Below are 19,300 nucleotides of genomic sequence, written 5' to 3'. Positions count from 1 at the left end.
TCAATCACGCGCCTTCACCACTTGCGCCGGCCACACGATCTCCAGTTCCAGCGCAATGGACCGTGCCAGTCCTTCAAGATCCGGGAAAAGCGATGCGTTCGTGATGTTCATCCTGTACAACGAACGCATGGCTTCGTCGCGTAATTTCGACGGCAACACGATCTTGCGCAGCAATTCGTCGCTGCAGGTGTATTGATCGAGGATCACGTCGAGTGTCTGATGCAGCAGGCCGGGCAATACGAACGTGCCGGCTTGCGCGATCAGCCGTTGATCCATCTCGGCGGGTTCGCCAAACCACATCACCGGGTTTTCATCGCTGAGATAAAACTTTTCGAAATTTCCGGGCAAGCGCGGGTCGATCATCTCTCGTACAAGATGCGGCGCTGAAACAGGCACGGCACGATCCGTCCATAACGCCGGAGTGTTGACTGCGAAAACAGCCGCGTCAGTCACGGCGCGCTCAAGCGCAAAGAACGCGGCAACGAACGGCGACTTGGTGAAATCGAGCAGTCTGGTCGGCGCGCCGTGGTGCTGCATCAGCCCGAGGCAACGCAAGTCATCGGACAGCGCGCGGACATCGGAGAGATAGTTATGCGCCTTACGCCTGAAGATGCGAATGGCGCGTTGCTCCTGAATCCGCCACGCTGAGCGATCAGGCACGAATGCGGACAGGTAGCGCGATAACGAACTTTGCAACGGCCATCGCGCATCCTGCTGACCGCGAAACGCCCAGCCCTCGAGCTCGATGGTGAGACTCATGAACTCCTGCCAGCTCGACACAATAATGGTTTGCATTGTCAATTATCCAAAGTAGCACTCGCTGCTTTCTGCCTTATTTTCCCGCCTGATCGTCCTGCGCGGACACGAGCCCGCGCGCGGCGGAAGCGGTCGAGGCGGTGTCCCATACGACGAGATACGCCGCAGGATGCATGATCCAACTTTTAAGCCGTGCGCGCTGCCCGGATTTTCAAACACCCGGCGCTGATACCTTGAGGTGCGATGTCTTATCATGACCACTTCGGATGTTCACTTCGTGACCATCAATACTTGAAAGGCGGACCGACATGACCGACAACGGCAACCCGCTGCTACAAGACTGGCAAATGCCTTACGCATTGCCGCCCTTTCAGCAGATCCAGCCTGAGCACTTCGCACCCGCATTCGCCGTGCTCTTCGAGCAGCATCTCGCGGAAATAGATGCGCTTGCTGACAATCAGGCTACGCCCACATTCGACAACACCGTCGCCGCGTTCGATGCAGCCGGCGCGACGCTTGATCGTGTGCGCCTCGCTTTCGAAAACCTGTGCGCCTCCGAATCGCCGTCCGCGTTGCAGGCCGTGCAACGCGAGATGGCCCCGTTGCTGGCCGCGCACGACAGCAAGGTCGCCATGCACGCCGGCTTCTTCGCGAGACTGGACGCAGTCCATCAGCAAGCCGCCGTGCTGGATCTTGGTGAAGAGCCGCAGCGGTTGTTGCAACGCACGCACACCGATTTTGTCCGCACGGGCGCCACGCTGCAAGGGTCCGGCCGCGAGCGTTTCGCCGCCATCGCCACGCGCCTCGCGAATCTGCAAACACAGTTCGCGCAAAACATACTCGCGGACGAATCCAGTTATCAGTTGCCGCTGACATCGGAAGCGGACCTGGCTGGATTGCCCGATTTCCTGCGCCAATCGGCACGCAGCGCAGCGAAGGAACGCGGTGCGGAGGGTCACGTAATCACGCTCTCGCGTTCGCTGGTGCAGCCCTTTCTTACATGGTCCACCCGTCGTGATCTGCGCGAGACGGCGTGGCGCGCGTGGACCAGTCGCGGAGAAAACCCTGCACGCGATAACCGGCCGATCGCTCGCGAGATACTCTTGCTGCGGCAAGAGCAAGCACGTCTGCTGGGCTACGCCAATTTCGCCGACTACGCGCTTGCCGATCGCATGGCGGGTAACGCGTCTGCGGTCCACGCGCTGCTTAGTCAAGTATGGGAACCCGCGAAGATCAGCGTTGAACAGGAGCGTCAGGCTTTGGCCGCGCAGGCTGCTTCGCTGGGCGAGCCCACCGACATCGAACCGTGGGACTGGTATTACCTTGCCGAGAAGGTGCGCGTCACCCGCTATGCACTCGACGACGCGCAAGTGAAACCGTACTTCAGTCTGGACGCGATGCTAGCCGCCATGTTCGATTGCGCGGACCGCTTGTTCGGGCTGCAGTTTGTCGAGCAAACCCAAGAACAAATGAGCTCGCCGCTTTATCACCCGGACGTGCGCCTGTGGGAAGTGCGCCGCGCGGGCGAACTGGTGGGAATCTTCCTTGGCGACAACTATGCCCGGCCCAATAAACAGGGCGGTGCGTGGATGCATGTTTATCGCAAGCAGAGGCGTAATGGCGGCACGGTTACACCTATCGTGGTGAACAACAACAACTTCGCCCGCACCGACAATGGTCCAACGTTGCTGAGTTTCGACGATGTCCGCACGCTGTTTCATGAGTTCGGCCACGGCTTGCATGGCTTGCTGTCGGATGTGAACTATGGTCGCCTGTCGGGTACCAATGTGCCGCAAGACTATGTGGAACTGCCTTCCCAGTTGATGGAAAACTGGGCCACGGTGCCGGAAGTGCTCGCGAAGCATGCGCTTCATGTGACCACTGGCGAGCCTATCCCGGCTGCGCTGATCGAACGTATCCGGGCTTCGCAGAATTTCAACCAGGGGTTTCAGACAGTGGCCTACGCATCGTCGGCTTTGATCGATATGGCGTTGCATCTGCGGAACGATCCTGAAGGCATCGATATAGCCGAGTTCGAGCTCGCCGAGCGGGAACGTCTCGGCGTACCGCATGAGGTGGGCATGCGCCACCGGTTGCCTCACTTTGGCCATATCTTCAGCGGCGAATACTACGCCGCCGGGTATTACGTTTATATGTGGGCGGAGGTTCTGGAAGCCGATGCGTTCGACGCATTCGAAGAAGCCGGCAATGCATTCGATCCGGCGTTAGCGGACAAGCTGCATCGATACGTGTATAGCGCGGGAGACAGCCGCGAACAGGGTTCGGCGTTCCGCGCTTTTCGTGGCCACGACCCACGCGCCGAGCCCATGTTGCGCAAACGGGGATTGCTGCGGAATGAATGAAGGGGGTTTTTACGAGGCGTAGACTTCGCTTGCGGATTGCCACGCTCCGGCACGAGTTCGCGGGGCTAAAGTTACTTCGCCGGCATGGCGGTGCGCCGTGCAGACAGTAGTCAAAGTTAGTGAAAGACAGTCAACGACAGGATTCGGCAATGGCCAAGCCTTCCAGGACATCACTTTTCGCTGCGGCTACGATGTGGGATGCCGCCACCGTCGCAGCGATCCTTGGCCTCGCGCCGGAGCTTGTTGAGGCAAGCGATCCCCAAGGACGTACGGCCCTCCATCGCGCTTGCGCAATCAAGCCCGACAGCGTCCCTGAACTCGCCGAGTCTGACGGCATCGAAACCGTCACAACGCTTCTCGACGCCGGCGCAAAGCTTGAACGGGAAGTACCCATGAACGAGGATGAAGGTGATTTCCGGGCAACGCCGCTTTGGTACGCCGTCGCCCGTGGCGAAAACCTGCCGTTGGTCAAATTCCTCTTGCAGCGAGGGGCGAACGCAAGCTATTCGCTTTGGGCGGCAGTATGGCGCGACGATGGTCTTGTCTGTCGCGCCCTGCTTAAATCAAAACCGGAACTCAATCTCAGGGCGCATGGTGAGACGCCGATCTTCTACGCCGCCCGGCTCAAGCGGCTGAAGACGCTGGATCTCCTGATTAAAGCCGGCGCAGATCCGTCGATAGTGGATTCCGCAGGCCGCGATGCCGTGGACATTGCGCGAGCGAGACGCTTGCCCAAGGAAATCGTGGATCGGCTGGAGCATCTGAAGAGCGGTCAAAAGTGAATGCATCTGTCCACGCCACTGGCCGGTCCATCGTCGTCTACGTGTACAGGGCGCACGGACAGTCCCTCGCGCAATAATAGTGATTCACCATTGGTCAGCGCCATCAAAGAGGGAGGCATTCATGAACCGTCGCTACGTCACGGCAGATGTATTCACGGACCAGAAATTCGCGGGTAATCCGGTCGCTGTCGTACTGGACGCCGAGGGTTTATCGAAGGAGCAGATGCAGGCGATCACGGTCGAATTCGGGTATAGCGAAACCACATTTGTCTTGCCGCCCCGCGATCCCGCCAACACGGCATGGGTAAGAATTTTTACGCCGAACCGCGAGATTCCTTTCGCCGGACATCCGAACATTGGTACGGCGTTTGTATTGGCTGCAAGGGCGGCGTCGAGTCAGGCACCCCTGCCGGATCAACTCGTGTTTGAGGAAGCCGCGGGCTTGGTTCCGGTCACTCAACTGAAAGAAAACGGAAAGCTGATTGGCGCCGAACTCGTTACGCCGGAGCCGCTAAGCCTGCTGTCGCAAGTGCCGCCGGATCGCGTAGCGCAATGTCTTTCCCTCGATTCCGCCGATATCCTCACGAACGCTCACCCACCCCAAGTCGCCTCGGTCGGCCTTCCGTTTGTCGTGGTCGAACTTGCGTCCCGGGATGCACTCCGTCGATGTGCACCTAACCCGATCGCTTACAAAGGCTTTCTGCCCATCGACGGCGCGACATCGATCTACGCCTATACGCGCGATGCCGGCCCGGACGAGACAGGCACCGGCTGCGATTTGCAAGCCCGCATGTTCACGCCCCGCATGACGGAAGACCCGGCGACCGGCAGCGCAACTGCGGCCATGGCGGCACTCGTGGCCAAGGTCAGGGGTCAGTCGAATCTCGTGTTACGAGTGGGTCAGGGTGTGGATATGGGGCGGCCGAGCGTCTTGATCGCCACTGTGGAGGCTGACGACGGCAAGACAAGGATCCGCATTGGCGGCAAATGCGTCAGCGTGATGGAAGGATCGTTCTGGCTTGCTTCTGCTGACTGACTAGACGCATAAGAGCCGGCGCGCGGCATGCATCGCCCCTCGACAAGGCGTTTGCGCCGCGCGCGTTTTTTCAACAACAGTAGGCATCCTGAGTATCATTTCAGGCGGCTTACTTGGCGAATCCAACGCTTCCTCGACCGGCGCAAGGTCTGCTCAATGCCGATGATGCATCCACCAATGCCGGACATGACCGCCTGTGCTCTCGCGCTTTTCTCCGGGCCGCTTCGACTCGTTAATTAACAGGATAATTGCCACCAACGCCAGGCCGCCGAGGCCGATCAGGACGTTGATCAAATCGATGGCAGAACCGTGCAGGGTTAGTCGAGACGCGGTTCCAATAATGTCCATTACCGTATTCACAAACTGGTCCATGATGCCCTCCCACGTCCTCTGCACCCACATCTACATGATAGGTAAACAGAGACTTAAGAGTTAGTGGCCGGGCTTAAAATTCTTGGTGCTATCTTCGCCTGTCAGCAAAGAAACACCGACCTTTCATCAAACCACTGGACTGGTTTCCCGCGCCTGTCTCCTCGGGCCGAACATCACGAAACTGGCCATGGCCAGTACCCATGCGCCGATCCAGCCATACAGCATGACCAGTCCGAACCCATGCACAAGCGCCGCATGAACAACCGTTCCTGACGAATCCAGCGATGCTTGCGACACAGCATCGCCTGCGGCTATTCGTTCGGCCAGCGATCTCAACTGCCGTCCATCGAGCGACCCGGAAAACGTGCTCCTCAAGTCCGACAAGATGCCTTCAATCAGGATGTACCCCATCAACGCGATATTGACGGCCAGCGAGATGAGCCTTGCACTCATGTCGATGCCCGACGCCATGCCTGCGCGCGTGCTCGGCACCGCGCTGGTCGTCGTGTTGGTCACGGGCGTATTAGTGAGCCCCAATCCAATGCCGGCCAGCAGGCAGCCGGGCAGCATGGTCAGCCAACTGGCATGCACGGCGCCGCTACCGGCCCGCATCAGGATAAAGCCGGTACCGATCGTAAACAGGCCAAGTGGAATGACGACACCCGGGTGATATCGAAGCGAAAGACGTTCGGCCAATGGCGGTATGACAAGCCTGGGAAGCGTATAAGCCAGCAATGCTGAACCGGCAGTCACGCTGTTATATCCGAGGGCGCTCTGGAAATAAATCGGCAGATAAATCATGAATGGCCAGAAACTGAAATTCATGCCCATCGATCCAAATAGCGCGCCCGAAAAATTGCGTATCCGGAACACGGAAAAATCGAACATCGGATGAGCGTTGTTCTTTTCCGCGATTATGAAAAGGATAAGGCTAACGGCAGATGCGGCAATGATCCCGATGCCCTTGATACTCGTAAAACCAAGGTCGGACCCTTGCGTGATGAAATACGCCAGACCGAAAACCGATAGCGAAAGCGTGATCATTCCCAACAGGTCCAGCTTTTTCGCCTGCGGGTCGCTGGATTCCTGAACCCCCTTGAACACAAGAATCACCGTCACTATCGCGATCAGAACGTGAATGAGAAACACCCATTTCCAATCGATACCGCGACAATGATTCCGCCCACAATCGGCCCAAAACCGAGGCCGATGCCAAATATGATGCCCCACGCGCCAAAGGCCCGGGTACGGGCCTGTCCCGCCCGGAACTGATGCGATAACACGGCCACTTGGCAAATCAGCATTGCCCCGCCGGCCATGCCTTGAAGAAAGCGGCTCACGATCAATACGGAAACACTCTGCGCGAGCCCGCAAATCAGCGAGGTGATCGCAAACAGCACAATGGCGATCATGAAAATGCGCTTCCTGCCAAACCGGTCTGCAAGCGTCCCGGTCGCCATCAGGACTGTCGTGCACGCGATGGTGTACGCATTCATGATCCATTGCATTTCCTTGAAACTGCCCCGCAATACTGTTTCAAGGGTGGGCAATATCACCGGCACGCTGGATATTTCGAGGCCGAACATAAGCGAAGCCAGGCAAATACCAGCCAGTGCGATGGAATTTTTGTTGGGATGAGTGAGTGTCATGAATATCAAGGGGTAGCCAGAAGCACCGGCTACCCGCGCCTCCCGCATATCGACGTGAAACGTGGGTGTGCCGACTTGCAATACACACGGGATAAACCACTGAGATCGATTCGATAACTCGGCATGTTGATTCCGACAGGAAGATTGAATGGACCCGCGCTAAAAGCAATGCAGGCAACGCATGGCGCTAGCAGGTGAAAAGGTAATATAGAGGGAATTGAAGTCGTCATTGATTCATTGCTTTCCTCTTAATGAATCCTTCGTGGAACCAATAAAGGTCAAGTATGAGTGACAAGCTCCACGGCGTGAGCACGTTCGTGCAGGTGGTTGAATCCGGCAGTTTTGCGCTGGCTGCCGAACGGTTGAACCTGACGCGCTCAGCCGTCGGCAAGGTGATCTCACGGCTCGAATCGCGTCTCGGTGTGCGCCTGCTTCATCGCACCACGCGCAGCCAGAGCCTGACCGAAGATGGGCAGACGTACTACGATCGGTGCGTGCGGGCGCTGGCCGAACTCGATGCAGCCGAGGCCGACCTGGAAAGCGGGAGGCGCGAACCGCGCGGCCGTTTGCGCGTCAGCGTGCCCATCGCTTTCGGTCATCTCTGCGTGGCGCCGGTGCTGCTGCGCCTCGCGTCGAGGCATCCACAATTGCAGATCGACATTTCGTTCACTGACCGCGCGGTGGATCTGGTGGAAGAAGGGTTCGATCTCGCCATTCGCATCGGCGAGTTACGCGACAGCGTGAGCCTCGCCGCGCGCCGCCTGGGCGTGCAGTACTCGAGCATCGGCGCGGCGCCGTCGTATGTTGCGAGGCATGGGTTGCCTGCAAGCCTTGAAGAAATGGACGGGCATGCCGGCATTGCTTACTCGCGCGCGGGCGCCACGTCGCCGTGGCAGCTACGGGATATTGACGGCCAGGTGCGGCAGGTCAACATTCGGCGGCAAGTAAGTCTGGACGATGTGCAGGCGATCGCTGCGGCGGCTATCGAAGGCTTTGGGTTGGCTTGGTTGCCAAGCTGGCTGCTGTCGCGTTACGAGAAGACAGGTGAACTGGTGACGGTGATGAATAACTGTGGAACGCAGCCGCAGGATATTCACGCCGTGTGGCCGCAAACACGCTACCTGTCGTCGAAGACACGCCGCGCTATTGACGCACTGGTCGCCGAGATTCCCGCAATGATCGCGGGTAAAGATCAAGACAGCTAAGACGTGTCTTGCACCTTCACCAAGGTGCGACTTTCGGCAACTGCCACCCATACGTGACAGACGCCACGCGCAAGATGCAACACGCGGCGCCGCTCAGGAGCGCGGCGGTTATCGGCGAAAGTCCGAAGCGGCGGCCGACGACCAGGACGACCCCTCCCGCGAACGCGGCGCTCGCGTAGATATCGGCGACTAGAACCATGGGCACGCGCGCCAGCAAGATGTCGCGTATGACGCCACCGCCCACGCCGGTGATCGTACCCATCAGCGTCGATATGAAAGGCCCGATGTCGTAGCTCAGCGCCTTCTGCGCGCCCGCGACGGCGAACAACGACAGCCCGGCGGCGTCCAGCACCATGAGCAAGTTCGGCGAGAGCGTGCGGGCCTTGCCATGAAAGATGAACGTCAGCAAGCCCGTCAGGAACGCAAGCGCCGGATAGCGCCAGTCGCGAACTGCATTAGGCGGCGTCGCGCCGATCAGCAGGTCACGAATCACGCCGCCGCCCAGCGCCACGACAAACGACAGCACCATCACGCCGAGCAGGTCGAGTCCACTCTGCATGGCGCTGATTGCGCCTTCGGCGGCGAACACGGCTGTGCCCGCAAGATCGGCTGCCAGGACTATCGTTTCGATTTTCTTCATCGTTCAGGTCTGCGATGGAGGTTGTCGGAGTATCGGGAACGCGCGGTTCGACATCAAGCGGCAAGCTTTAGATAGCGCTTCACTTCGGCATCAATCCATTCCATGAAATGCGACTGCTTCACGCTCAACGCTTCACGCTGCTGCCAGACGAGCCAATACGGATAGGGGTACGGCACGTGTATGCCGGTGATCTGAACGAGCTCGCCGCGAGCAAGCGCATCTGCAACAAGCGTGCGACGTTCAAGCGCAATGCCCTGCCCCAGCATCACCGCCCCCAATACGATGTTCGAATCGTTCGCGAACAGTCCGCTCACGTTGCTGGGTTCACGCACATTGGCTGCCCGGCACCAGTCGGTCCAGGGTGCATCGGTGCTTCGTATCAATGGACACGCCACAGCCTCTTCAGCCGAGCGAGGAAGCTGGCCGCCGTTGAAATGCGGCGCAGCCACGACCAGCAGTTCATCGCTGAACAACTCTTTCTGGGCGAGACCGGGCCAGTGGCCTTGTCCCATTCGAATGCTGACATCGGCGAGACCGTGCCGCATGTCCTGTATCTCAAGACTCGTCTGCAAGCGCACTCGGTAATACGGATGGCGCTCGCGGAAACTCGTCAAGCGCGGCAGCAGCCAGTGCAACGCAAACGACGGCAGCGTGGCGATGACCAGTTCGCTCTCTTGAGGCCGGGCCTGCGCCAAAAGCGTTGCGTTGGCAATGTCGCGCAGCGCCGAGCGTATCTCAAGCGCATAGAGACGCCCCTCTTCCGTCAGCCGCAATCCTCTCGCTTCACGTACGAAGAGCGCAACGCCCATGGTGTCTTCGAGAATCCTGATCTGCTGACTGACTGCCGAGTGTGTCACGTGAAGTTCACGCGCAGCGAGCGTGACGCCGCCGAGCCTGGCAGCCGCTTCGAAACATCGGAGCGCGGTCAAAGGCGGGATATTGTTCATGTAAGTTTTGCTTACCGAAGACGTTTGTTTATGTCGCTTTTCATGCATTGGTTAACTGGATAATCTGATGCAAACGGTTGTCTTAACGCTTGTACCGGCGCTATTAGCAGCATGCGTGAAGACACCCACGTGATAGATATTCTAACGGGAAGCCAATGAAACTGATCGGAATGCTGGACTCGCCATACGTGCGTCGAGTGGCTATTTGCCTCAAGCTGCTTGAGCTCGATTTCGAACATCGCCCGGTTTCCGTGTTCCGTGATTTCGAGGAATTTCGCAACCTCAACCCGGTCGTCAAGGCGCCCACCCTGATCCTCGATGATGGTCAAAACCTGATGGATTCCACGCTGATCCTCGACTATGTATCAAGCATTGCCAACCCATCGATCATGCCGGCGCCGGACCGCGCGGAGGATCGTTTGCGGGCAGCCAGACTCACGGGCCTTGCGTTAGCGGCGTGTGAGAAAACGGTTCAGATTGTCTATGAACGCAACCTGCGTCCCCCTGAAAAACAGCATGAGCCGTGGATCGATCGTGTCACGACTCAGTTGTTCGCGGCATACGCGGAGCTCGAAGCGGAGATGGCTTTGGCAACCCTCCCTATCGACGCAAGGCGGCTTGGACAGGCCGGCGTGACGGTCGCTGTCGCCTGGAGATTTACGCAGATGATGGTGCCGAAGATAGTTGTCGAGGCGGACTATCCCAGGCTACGGGCGTTCTCGGTTTTCGCCGAGCAAACGCCAGCGTTCGAGGGCACGCCGCCTGAATAGGCGATAACAATGCGTTTATCCCCGCGAATGAATACCCTTACTCACTTTTAAGTGTAAAAACCCTAAAGTAAAAGTGGTTAACCGCCGTTATGTCCTTGTAACGCGAGAAGCGACACCGTTCTCGCGTCACGTTCCAGATCGGAGAAAGGACACAATCAATGCGAAATAATCAGCCCGTCTCGCAGCAGGAGTACGACTTTCCGGCTTCGGACATGCTCGTTTCGGCCACGGATCTTTCAGGCAACATCAAGTACTGCAATCCTGCGTTTATCGAAGTCTCCGGCTATTCGAGAGAAGAACTCATCGGCCAGCCGCACAATCTGATCCGCCATCCTGATATGCCGCGCGAAGCGTTCGGCGACATGTGGGCGACGATCCAGCAAGGCCGCCCTTGGACCGCCCTCGTCAAGAACCGCCGCAAGAATGGCGACTTCTACTGGGTTCGCGCGAACGTGACTCCGGTTATCGAGCATGGCAAGGCGGTCGGTTTTCTCAGCGTGCGCGTGAAGCCGGGCCGCGACGAAGTGGCGGAGTCATCTGCCTTGTATGCGCGGATGCGCACCGGTGCAATGGGTTCACTGCGTCTCAAACAAGGCGCGCTTGTACGCACCGGGCTGGCCGGCAAGCTCGCGGAACTGGCGCGCATGCCGGTCGCGTCGCGCATTGCGATCGGCTACGCCGCGGGACCCATGGCGGTGCTCGCGACTGGATCGATCGCGTACCGGGGACTTCCACCACTGCCCTTGTGGATCGCCTTCGGCGTAAGCGCATTGGTGAGCGCGATCGGCTGGGCGACCGTTTCACATCACGTCGGCGCACCCGTGCGCACCATGTCCCGATTCGCGACGCGCATGGCGGCCGGCGATCTGACGGCAGCGATGGAAACCGGCGCCCGCGACGACCTCGGCGACGTCCAGCGCGCACTGAACCAGCTCAAGGCGAACCTGTCGGCCATGGTCCTCGATGTACGCGGGCAGATCGGCGGGATGATGGATGCCACGCGCGAAATTTCGAGCGGCAACATGGATCTGTCGCGCCGGACCGAGTTGCAGGCGGCATCGCTGCAGCAAACCGCCTCGACCATGGATCAACTGACCACCACGGTAAAAGGCAACGCGGACGCGAGTGTACGCGCGCTGGATCTGGTGAAGGACGCCCAGGACGCAGCCAGCGACGGCGGCAAGATTGCTATCCAGGTCGAGCAGACCATGGCCGGCATCAACACGGCTTCGCAGCGCATTGCAGACATCATCGGCGTGATCGACGGCATCGCGTTCCAGACGAATATCCTCGCGCTGAACGCGGCGGTGGAAGCAGCACGTGCAGGCGAAGCGGGCCGCTCGTTCGCAGTGGTCGCCACCGAAGTGCGCAACCTGGCGCAACGCTGCGCGGCGTCGGCGAAGGAGATCAAGGCGGTGGTGGAAACGAGCGTGGCGCAGATCGCGGAAGGGACCGACCTGGTGTCGCGTACGACCAGCCAGATGCGCGCAATCGATGCCGCCGTGCTGCGGGTCGCGACGATCATCGGCGAGGTGGCGAATGCGAGCAGTGAGCAGGCCGAGGGCATTCGTCAAGTGAACCAGGCGGTCGCGCATCTGGACGGCTCGACACAGCAGAATGCCGCACTGGTCGAGCAGGCTGCGGCCACTGCGCAGCGGCTGGCCGAACGAGCGGACGTGCTCGACGACGCCGTGCGCTTATTTACGGTTGGGCATTGATGAGAGGAGCGCTCGCAGTACGTTTAATGCGAGCGCGCAAGGTCGCTTAATCAGCGTCCGAATCGGACTCGGCGTCCAGCGCCAGCACGGTCACGCCCACATCTATCCGATGTGACCCGCCGCCGAGAATCATCCCGCGCAACAGCGACACGTCGCTATAGTCCCGGCCCGTGGCAAGCGTCACGTGTTCCAGATCGGCGAGCACGTCGTTGGTCGGATCAAGATCGATCCAGCCGCTGCCGGGGCAAAACACCGACACCCACGCATGCGACGCATCCGCGCCGATCAGCTTCTCCTGCCCCGGCGCGGGATCGTTACGCAGATACCCGCTGACATACCGCGCCGGCAATCCGAGAGAACGCATGCATCCGATCATCACCTGCGCAAAATCCTGACAGACGCCATGGCGCATTTCAAACGCCCGATGAGCAGGCGTGTCATAAGACGTAGCCAAAGGCTTGTACTTGAAGTCCGCATGAATCCGGTGCATCAGGTCGATCGCCCCTTCTGCCAGCGGCTTGCCCGCAGGAAAACTTTTTAGTGCGTAATCCCGAAGATCCTGACCGAGACTGACGTTCGGCGACGCAAAGCAAAACTCGGTCTCGGGGCGAAACGGCGAATGAGCGCTGAAACGCATACCGTCTGCGACTTCGTCCCATGCGGGCGTGGTCGCCGGATCGAGCGACGCCCATCGCGGCGTCAGTTCAACGGTCGTTTCACTGACCATCTGCAACGACCGGTGCGGCGACTCGAGCGAAAAATACAGCACGTCGTTACCGAAGGTATCCACGCGATGATTGATGTACGGCGGCTTCGGCTCAATGCTTTCGGTGTGCGATATCACCCGCTGCCATGCGCAGTTCTGCGGCCGGATAGTCGCGAGATGCTGAGCCGTCTCCACGTACGTTGAATAGCGGTAGGTCGTCCGGTGCGACACCCACAGCACGGTTTTCGGAATCTTCACGACGACACCTGCAATGCCTGCGTATTCGCGTGGCTGAAGTAACGCGCGCTGATTTCATGCGCAGCGGCGCTCACGTGATCGCCGAGCGCCTCGCAAGCCTGGATGAGTTCGCCGTAGTTGCCGTCTTCGTCGGTGGTACAGAGCTGCTCGAGCCCTCGCAGCGACTTCAGCAACAGCGTTGCGTCGCTGAATGCGCCGTGGTTTGTGTTGCCGGCCGCCACCGAGATCTCGTTGAGCTTCGTGCATAGGCGCGAGTACACGCCATACAAACCGCGCGGGTTGCTCGGCTCGACCACCAGCAAGTCGATCAGTGCGGGGACCTCGAAACGTCCGGGGTAAAGCGATCGATACGTCAGCGTGCTGTCGAACAATTGCAGCAGCAGGTCGAACCCGGCGGGCGTTGTCATCTGACCGTGTTCGGCGGCCACGCGCAGGAAGGTGGTCATGGTCCATACGCGTTCGATATGCCGTCCCGCGAACACCAGCTTCCACGCTTCGTCGCGCGTCATGCGGTCGCCCTGCGCGCCGCTGATGGCAAGCAATTGCGTCGATAGTGTTTCAAGCGTTCGTGTGAGCTTCACGCGGTCATAGCGCTCCACGCCCGGCCCCGGTTTGAACTGCTGGATGGCATCGCGGAAATCGTTGCGCGCGGCCAGGATCGTGCGCCAGTGGTCGGTTGAAAGACGTCCGCGAATCTCGCTGCTCGCGCGCACCTGGCTTGCGAGGTTCTGGCCGATACTCGCCGCGGCGCCGTTCTCTCCAATGTTCGCGACCAGCAAACGTTCGAGCCCACGCGCCGTGTGCCCTTGCAGCGGCGTGCCGGGGGGTAGCAGGCCGCATTGCCACGCCAGGTCCACCAAGGTCTCCAGCATACCCTCGGAGTCGTTGCTGTCGATCGACGAAAGGATCACGCGCAGCAAGCGCACGTTGTTCTCGGCGCGCTCTCCGTATCGGCCGGCCCAGAAGAGGTTTTCTGCCGCGCGGCTCGATACCGTCCGATGCTTGCGCGCAAGGTCCGCTGGTTTCATCGGCGTGGGGAGCAGCGAGAAGGTCGAACCCGGCTTGCTCGACAGCACCCAGGTGTCGACGCTGCTGCTGCCGAATTGCATCGATACCGACGGCTGCCGCTCCGCCCCAAGCCGCGTGAATCCGCCCGGCATCACGGACCAGCCGCCATCGATATTCGCAATCGCATAAACGCGCAACACCGATGGCCGTCCCGTCAGCGTGTTGTCTTCATAACGCGGCGCGTGCGAACTCGGGAACAGATTCTGGATGGTGAACGCGTCCGGCATGGCGTCGATCCGCGTGCGCCAGCCGGCCAGCGGTTGCAGGCCGTCACCGAACCCGCGCGGGCCGCCGCCGTTGAGCGGCAAACCCGGCCAGGTGGGAATGACGAAGGCCTTGTCCAGACGTGCCAGCACCGCTTCACGCGCAGCCTCTTCACCGCACCACCACGTGGGTACGCTGGCGAGTTCCAGCGGCTCGTTGAGCAGCGCCCGCGAGATGGCCGGCAGGAAACCGTGCAGCGCCGGCGATTCGACAAAACCCGAGCCCGGCACGTTGGATACCATCACGTTGCCGGCCCGCATGACCTGCAACAGACCCGGCACGCCGATAGTCGAATCAGCGCGCAATTCGACCGGGTCGCAGAATGCATCGTCGAGACGGCGCATCAAGACATGAACCCGTTCCAGTCCGGCGAATGTCTTGAGGAACAACATGTCGTCGCGTACGGTCAGGTCCTTGCCCTCGACCAGCGTGACGCCAAGATAACGCGCGAGGAACGCATGCTCGAAGAAGGTTTCGCTGAACGGCCCGGGGGTCAGCAGCGCGATGTGCGGCGACCCTTCACCCGACATCATCGCCCGGCCGCCCTGGACGAGTGCCGCGATCAGTTGCGAATAGAACGGGGCGAGCCTTTGGACCTTCATCGAACGGAACGCCTCGGCGAATACGTCGGAGACGATCAGCCGGTTTTCCAGCGCATAGCCGAGTCCGGAAGGCGCTTCCGTCCGGTGCGCCATCACGGTCCATGCGCCGTTAGGGGCACGCGTCAGGTCCACCGCAACAAGCTGCAGATACTGCGCGCCGGGCGGCACGAACCCCTTCACCGAGCGTAGATATCCTGGATGTCCATACACAAGCGCGGGCGGCAGCAGGCCATCGTGAAGCAGCGTCTGGGGCCCGTAAATATCGGCGACGATGGCGTTGAGCAACTTCGCGCGCTGGGTCACCGCGCGCTCGATCACCGACCACTCGCCCTCTTCGATAAGAAACGGCAGCAGGTCCAGCGCCCACGGCCGGGGCTCGCCGCCGTCGGCGTAGACGTTGTAGCTGATGTCGTTATCGCGGACTTGCTGCGCAATGGACGCGGTGGCACGGTCGAGGCCGGCTATGCCGTCGTCGCCGAGCAGCTCGAAGAATTGCCGCCACGGCGCGCGCAACTGGCCCGCCGCGTCGCGCAGTTCGTCCCAATGGCCCTCCCGGACCGGTACCGCGCGAAGGTGTGACGACACACTCGCGCGGTTCGCGATTGCTTCAAACGGAAGCGTTGATTGGAAGGCCAAATTGAGCAGCTACCGTTGAAGTTGATGAGGTTACCGTCGGCGCAGATCGAGTGTGAAAGGAAACTCCAGGCTGCGTTTCGGTTCTTCCACGACCATGCGCCCAGGCGTATGGCCGATTCTGAAAAAGCGCGCGCGCCGCCGGCTTTCCGCCTCATATGCGTTGACCGGATAGGTCACGTAATTGCGGCCACCCGGATGGGCTACATGATACCGGCATCCGCCTATGGACCGGTTGCTCCAGGTGTCAACAATGTCAAAGGTAAGCGGTGCATCCACGCCAATTGACGGATGCAGCGCCGTCGGCTGCGACCATGCCCGAAAACGTACGCCGGCGACATGCTCGCTGACCCGCCCGGTAGGTTGCAACGGCAACGGCACGCCGTTGACCGTCACCACATGGCGGTTATCGTTGAGACCGAGCACCCGCACTTCCATGCGCTCCACCGACGAATCCACGTAGCGCACCGTCCCGCCCGGCGACCCCTGCTCGCCCATCACGTGCCACGGCTCCAGCGCGCTGCGCACCGTCAGTTCGATACCGTTCGTCTGGACCGCGCCCACCAGCGGGAAACGGAACTCGAAATGCGGCGCGAACCATTCAGTTTCGAACGCATAACCGGCTTCATTCAGGTCCGCGATCACATCGTGGAAATCCATTTCGATAAACGTGCCGAGCAGGAAACGGTCATGCAGTTCCGTGCCCCAGCGCGTGAGGCGGGTGGTGTAGGGTTTGTCCCAGAAGCGCGCGACCAGCGCTCGCAGGAGCAATTGCTGGACGAGGCTCATGCGCGCGTGCGGCGGCATTTCGAAGCCGCGAAGTTCGAGCAGGCCGAGGCGGCCGGTGGGGCCATCGGGGGAATACAGCTTGTCGATGCAAAATTCCGCGCGATGCGTGTTGCCGGTTACATCGATCAGCAGGTTGCGCAACGTCCGGTCGATCAGCCACGGCGGCAGTAACGCGCTGTCGCGTCCGCCCAGACGTTCGAGCTGGTGTTCGATCTCCTTGAACGCAATCTCCAACTCATACAACTGGTCGTTGCGCGCCTCGTCAACACGCGGCGCCTGACTCGTCGGTCCAAGGAACAATCCCGAGAACAGATACGACATCGACGGATGGTTGATGAAGTACGCAATCAGGCTGGCGAGCAAGTCGGGGCGACGCAGGAACGGGCTGTCGGCAGGTGTCGCGCCGCCCAGCACGAAGTGATTGCCGCCGCCCGTGCCGGTGTGCCGGCCGTCGGTCATGAACTTCTCGGTGCTGAGATAACTTTCGTGCGCCGATTGATACAGAAACTCGGTGTGATCGACGAGTTGATCCCAGCTCGACGCCGGATGAATGTTCACCTCGATCACGCCCGGGTCCGGCGTCACTTGCAGCATCTTGAGACGGGCATCGCGTGGCGGCGGATACCCTTCGATCACCACCTTCATACGCAGATCGGCGGCTGTTGCTTCGATAGCCGCGAGCAGGTCGAGGTAGTCATCGAGTTCAGTCAGCGGCGGCATGAACACATGCAGCAGGCTCTTGCCGCTGCCAAACGATTTCGCTTCGACGTCAGGTCCTGCCGCACGCGCCGGATCACGTGCTTCGACGCATAACGCGGTACGGCGGATCCACGACGCGGACTCGCCGCGCGATGGCTCGCGGGTTGAGGTTATGGGCCCGCTTGTGGGCGCGCGTCCGGTGCCTGAAACCGCACTGGTACCCGTGCCCGTACCCGCTCCTGCTTCTACGCTCTCCCCCGCCACCGGCTCACCGCGATACTGCATGCGCAGTTCCATCGCCTGGCGCAACGGCGCTGGCGGCCCGAACGGATCGTGCGGATGCTGATACGGATAGTCCCCCGCGCTCACCCAAGGCAGCGATTCAAGCGGCAGCCGATACCCCATCGGCGAGTCGCCGGGAATCAGGTACATCCGGCCATCGCGGAAAAACCAGGGGCCGCTAACCCACGTTGGCGCTTGCATGGGGACATCGCGTTCGCGTGCAATAGGCAGCACGTAGCCCGTTACCTCGGACAAACCCGCATCGAACACACGACGCAAGCGCATGCGTTCCATCTCGTCGTCGAGTTCGGATTCGAACGGGTCGACGTTCACCGGCAAGCGGCGTTCACGCCACAGGTAATAGAACGTGTCTTCGAAACCGGGCTGGATATACGAAGGATCAAGCGAGACCTTGTTCGCCAGATGTTCGATAAACCGCCGTGCATCTTCGGCCGTGTACCGGCCCGGATCGCGTTCGTCTGCGAAGAGCTTGGGGTCTTCCCAGATCGGCTCGCCATCCGCGCGCCAGAACAGCGACATGGCCCAGCGCGGCAACTGCTCGCCCGGATACCACTTGCCCTGCCCGAGATGCAGGAAGCCGCCCACGCCATAACGCGCACGCAACTTGTCCATCAGCGAGAGGGCATAACCGCGCTTCGTCGGGCCCAGTGCGTCGGTGTTCCATTCCGCGGCATCGCGGTCGGTCACGGCGACGAACGTGGGCTCGCCGCCCATCGTCAGGCGCACGTCCATGTCGATGAGTTCCTGGTCGACTTGCGCGCCCATCTTCTGCACGGCGGCCCACACTTCTTCCGTGTACGGCTTCGTCACGCGCGGCGTTTCGAGCACGCGCTGCACCTGCATGATGTGCTCGAACTCGACTTCGCTTTCATCGACCGCGCCGGAGATAGGCGCGGCGCTCCCCGGCTCAGGCGTACAGGCAACGGGGATATGGCCTTCGCCGGCCAGCAGCCCGGAGGTCGGATCGAGTCCGATCCATCCCGCGCCGGGCAGGAAGACCTCGCACCACGCGTGCAGGTCGGTGAAGTCGACTTCGGTGCCGCTCGGGCCATCGAGGGACTTCTGGTCGGGGGCGAGCTGGATCAGGTAACCCGACACGAAACGCGCCGCCAGCCCGAGTTGACGCAAGGTTTCGACGAGCAGCCAGCCTGTGTCGCGACACGATCCCAGCGCCTTGTCGAGCGTCTCCTCCGGCGTCTGAACGCCGGGTTCCATGCGAATCACGTAGCCAATGTCCTGCTGCAACCGCTGGTTCAACCCGACCAGGAAATCGGCGGTGGCTTGAGGCGTTTTGTCGATGCTCTCGACCAGCTTGGCCAGCAGCGGCGTTGCTTCGCGCTTGATCAGATACGGCGCAAGTTCTGCCGCGAGTTCGGGTTCGTATGCAAAGGGGAATTTCTCGGCATAGGGCTCGAGGAAGAAGTCGAAGGGGTTGTACACCGCCATCTCGGCGACCAGGTCGACCGTGATCTTGAACTCCCGCGTTTTCTCGGGGAAGACAAGCCGTGCCTGATAGTTGGCGAACGCGTCCTGCTGCCAGTTGATGAAGTGTTCGGCTGGCTCGACCCGCATCGAATAGGAAACGATCGGGGTACGGCAATGCGGCGCGGGCCGCAGGCGCACGACCTGCGGTGAAAGGCCGACTAGGCGGTCATAACGGTAGTGCGTGACATGGTTCAACGCGACACGGATTGACACACCTGACTCCTGGACGAATTTTGGCAATCTTCAAAAGCAAGG

Annotated in this window: 13 protein-coding genes and 1 pseudogene; 6 read left to right on the top strand and 8 right to left on the bottom strand. The window is 60.6% G+C overall.

Features of this window, described 5'->3' with window-relative positions:
- Positions 1 to 795: an FRG domain-containing protein gene (locus ACMX25_RS23695; protein WP_414952489.1), complete on the bottom strand. Its 795-nt coding sequence runs from the start codon at positions 793 to 795 to the stop codon at positions 1 to 3.
- A 269-nt stretch (positions 796 to 1,064) separates the two neighbouring features.
- Between ACMX25_RS23695 and ACMX25_RS23690 the strand changes: the two genes are divergently transcribed.
- The 3 genes from ACMX25_RS23690 (at position 1,065) to ACMX25_RS23680 (ending at position 4,937) form a co-directional block, all read left to right on the top strand.
- Positions 1,065 to 3,119 (top strand): M3 family metallopeptidase, encoded by a 2,055-nt coding sequence (locus tag ACMX25_RS23690; RefSeq protein WP_414952488.1) that lies wholly within the window; start codon positions 1,065 to 1,067, stop codon positions 3,117 to 3,119.
- Positions 3,120 to 3,268: 149 nt separating this feature from the next.
- On the top strand, positions 3,269 to 3,901 hold the full coding sequence (locus ACMX25_RS23685) for an ankyrin repeat domain-containing protein (RefSeq protein ID WP_414952487.1): 633 nt from the start codon (positions 3,269 to 3,271) through the stop codon (positions 3,899 to 3,901).
- A gap of 121 nt (positions 3,902 to 4,022) precedes the next feature.
- Positions 4,023 to 4,937: a PhzF family phenazine biosynthesis protein gene (locus ACMX25_RS23680; protein WP_414952486.1), complete on the top strand. Its 915-nt coding sequence runs from the start codon at positions 4,023 to 4,025 to the stop codon at positions 4,935 to 4,937.
- 153 nt (positions 4,938 to 5,090) lie between these two features.
- On the opposite strand, the gene ACMX25_RS23675 is transcribed toward ACMX25_RS23680, so the two are convergent.
- Together ACMX25_RS23675 and ACMX25_RS23670 are read right to left on the bottom strand one after the other, a co-directional pair.
- On the bottom strand, positions 5,091 to 5,309 hold the full coding sequence (locus ACMX25_RS23675; protein WP_414952485.1) for a hypothetical protein: 219 nt from the start codon (positions 5,307 to 5,309) through the stop codon (positions 5,091 to 5,093).
- A 126-nt stretch (positions 5,310 to 5,435) separates the two neighbouring features.
- Positions 5,436 to 6,958: pseudogene (locus tag ACMX25_RS23670) on the bottom strand (MFS transporter).
- 284 nt (positions 6,959 to 7,242) lie between these two features.
- On the opposite strand from ACMX25_RS23670, the gene ACMX25_RS23665 reads away from it, so the two are divergent.
- Complete coding sequence (locus tag ACMX25_RS23665) at positions 7,243 to 8,163, top strand: LysR family transcriptional regulator (RefSeq protein WP_414952484.1); 921 nt, start codon at positions 7,243 to 7,245, stop codon at positions 8,161 to 8,163.
- Positions 8,164 to 8,179: 16 nt separating this feature from the next.
- Here ACMX25_RS23665 and ACMX25_RS23660 read toward each other — a convergent pair whose 3' ends face one another.
- Together ACMX25_RS23660 and ACMX25_RS23655 are read right to left on the bottom strand one after the other, a co-directional pair.
- A complete protein-coding gene (locus tag ACMX25_RS23660; RefSeq protein WP_414952483.1) occupies positions 8,180 to 8,803 on the bottom strand; it encodes a trimeric intracellular cation channel family protein in 624 nt (207 codons plus the stop codon).
- Between the two features lie 53 nt (positions 8,804 to 8,856).
- Positions 8,857 to 9,750, bottom strand: a complete 894-nt coding sequence (locus ACMX25_RS23655) for a LysR substrate-binding domain-containing protein (RefSeq protein WP_414952482.1) — start codon at positions 9,748 to 9,750, stop codon at positions 8,857 to 8,859.
- Between the two features lie 155 nt (positions 9,751 to 9,905).
- Between ACMX25_RS23655 and ACMX25_RS23650 the strand changes: the two genes are divergently transcribed.
- Both ACMX25_RS23650 and ACMX25_RS23645 read left to right on the top strand, forming a co-directional pair.
- The gene (locus tag ACMX25_RS23650; RefSeq protein ID WP_414952481.1) at positions 9,906 to 10,520 is read left to right on the top strand and encodes a glutathione S-transferase; all 615 of its coding nucleotides are present in this window, start codon (positions 9,906 to 9,908) and stop codon (positions 10,518 to 10,520) included.
- 158 nt (positions 10,521 to 10,678) lie between these two features.
- A complete protein-coding gene (locus tag ACMX25_RS23645; RefSeq protein ID WP_414952480.1) occupies positions 10,679 to 12,238 on the top strand; it encodes a methyl-accepting chemotaxis protein in 1,560 nt (519 codons plus the stop codon).
- Positions 12,239 to 12,284: 46 nt separating this feature from the next.
- Here ACMX25_RS23645 and ACMX25_RS23640 read toward each other — a convergent pair whose 3' ends face one another.
- Genes ACMX25_RS23640 through ACMX25_RS23630 form a run of 3 tightly spaced genes read right to left on the bottom strand, consistent with a single transcriptional unit; the run spans position 12,285 to position 19,258 of the window.
- Positions 12,285 to 13,202: a transglutaminase family protein gene (locus tag ACMX25_RS23640; protein WP_414952479.1), complete on the bottom strand. Its 918-nt coding sequence runs from the start codon at positions 13,200 to 13,202 to the stop codon at positions 12,285 to 12,287.
- Entirely contained in the window at positions 13,199 to 15,772 is a 2,574-nt protein-coding gene (locus ACMX25_RS23635) for a circularly permuted type 2 ATP-grasp protein (protein ID WP_414952478.1), read from the bottom strand. The genes ACMX25_RS23640 and ACMX25_RS23635 overlap by 4 nt, the downstream gene beginning before the upstream one ends.
- Before the next feature lie 30 nt (positions 15,773 to 15,802).
- Positions 15,803 to 19,258 carry a transglutaminase family protein gene (locus tag ACMX25_RS23630; RefSeq protein WP_414952477.1) on the bottom strand — a complete coding sequence of 1,152 codons (3,456 nt, stop codon included), beginning with the start codon at positions 19,256 to 19,258 and terminating at the stop codon, positions 15,803 to 15,805.
- Between the last annotated feature and the right edge of the window lie 42 nt (positions 19,259 to 19,300).

This window comes from Caballeronia eucalypticola (genome assembly GCF_047608185.1).
Lineage (GTDB): Bacteria > Pseudomonadota > Gammaproteobacteria > Burkholderiales > Burkholderiaceae > Caballeronia.
This window is presented reverse-complemented; position numbering and strand designations above follow the sequence as displayed.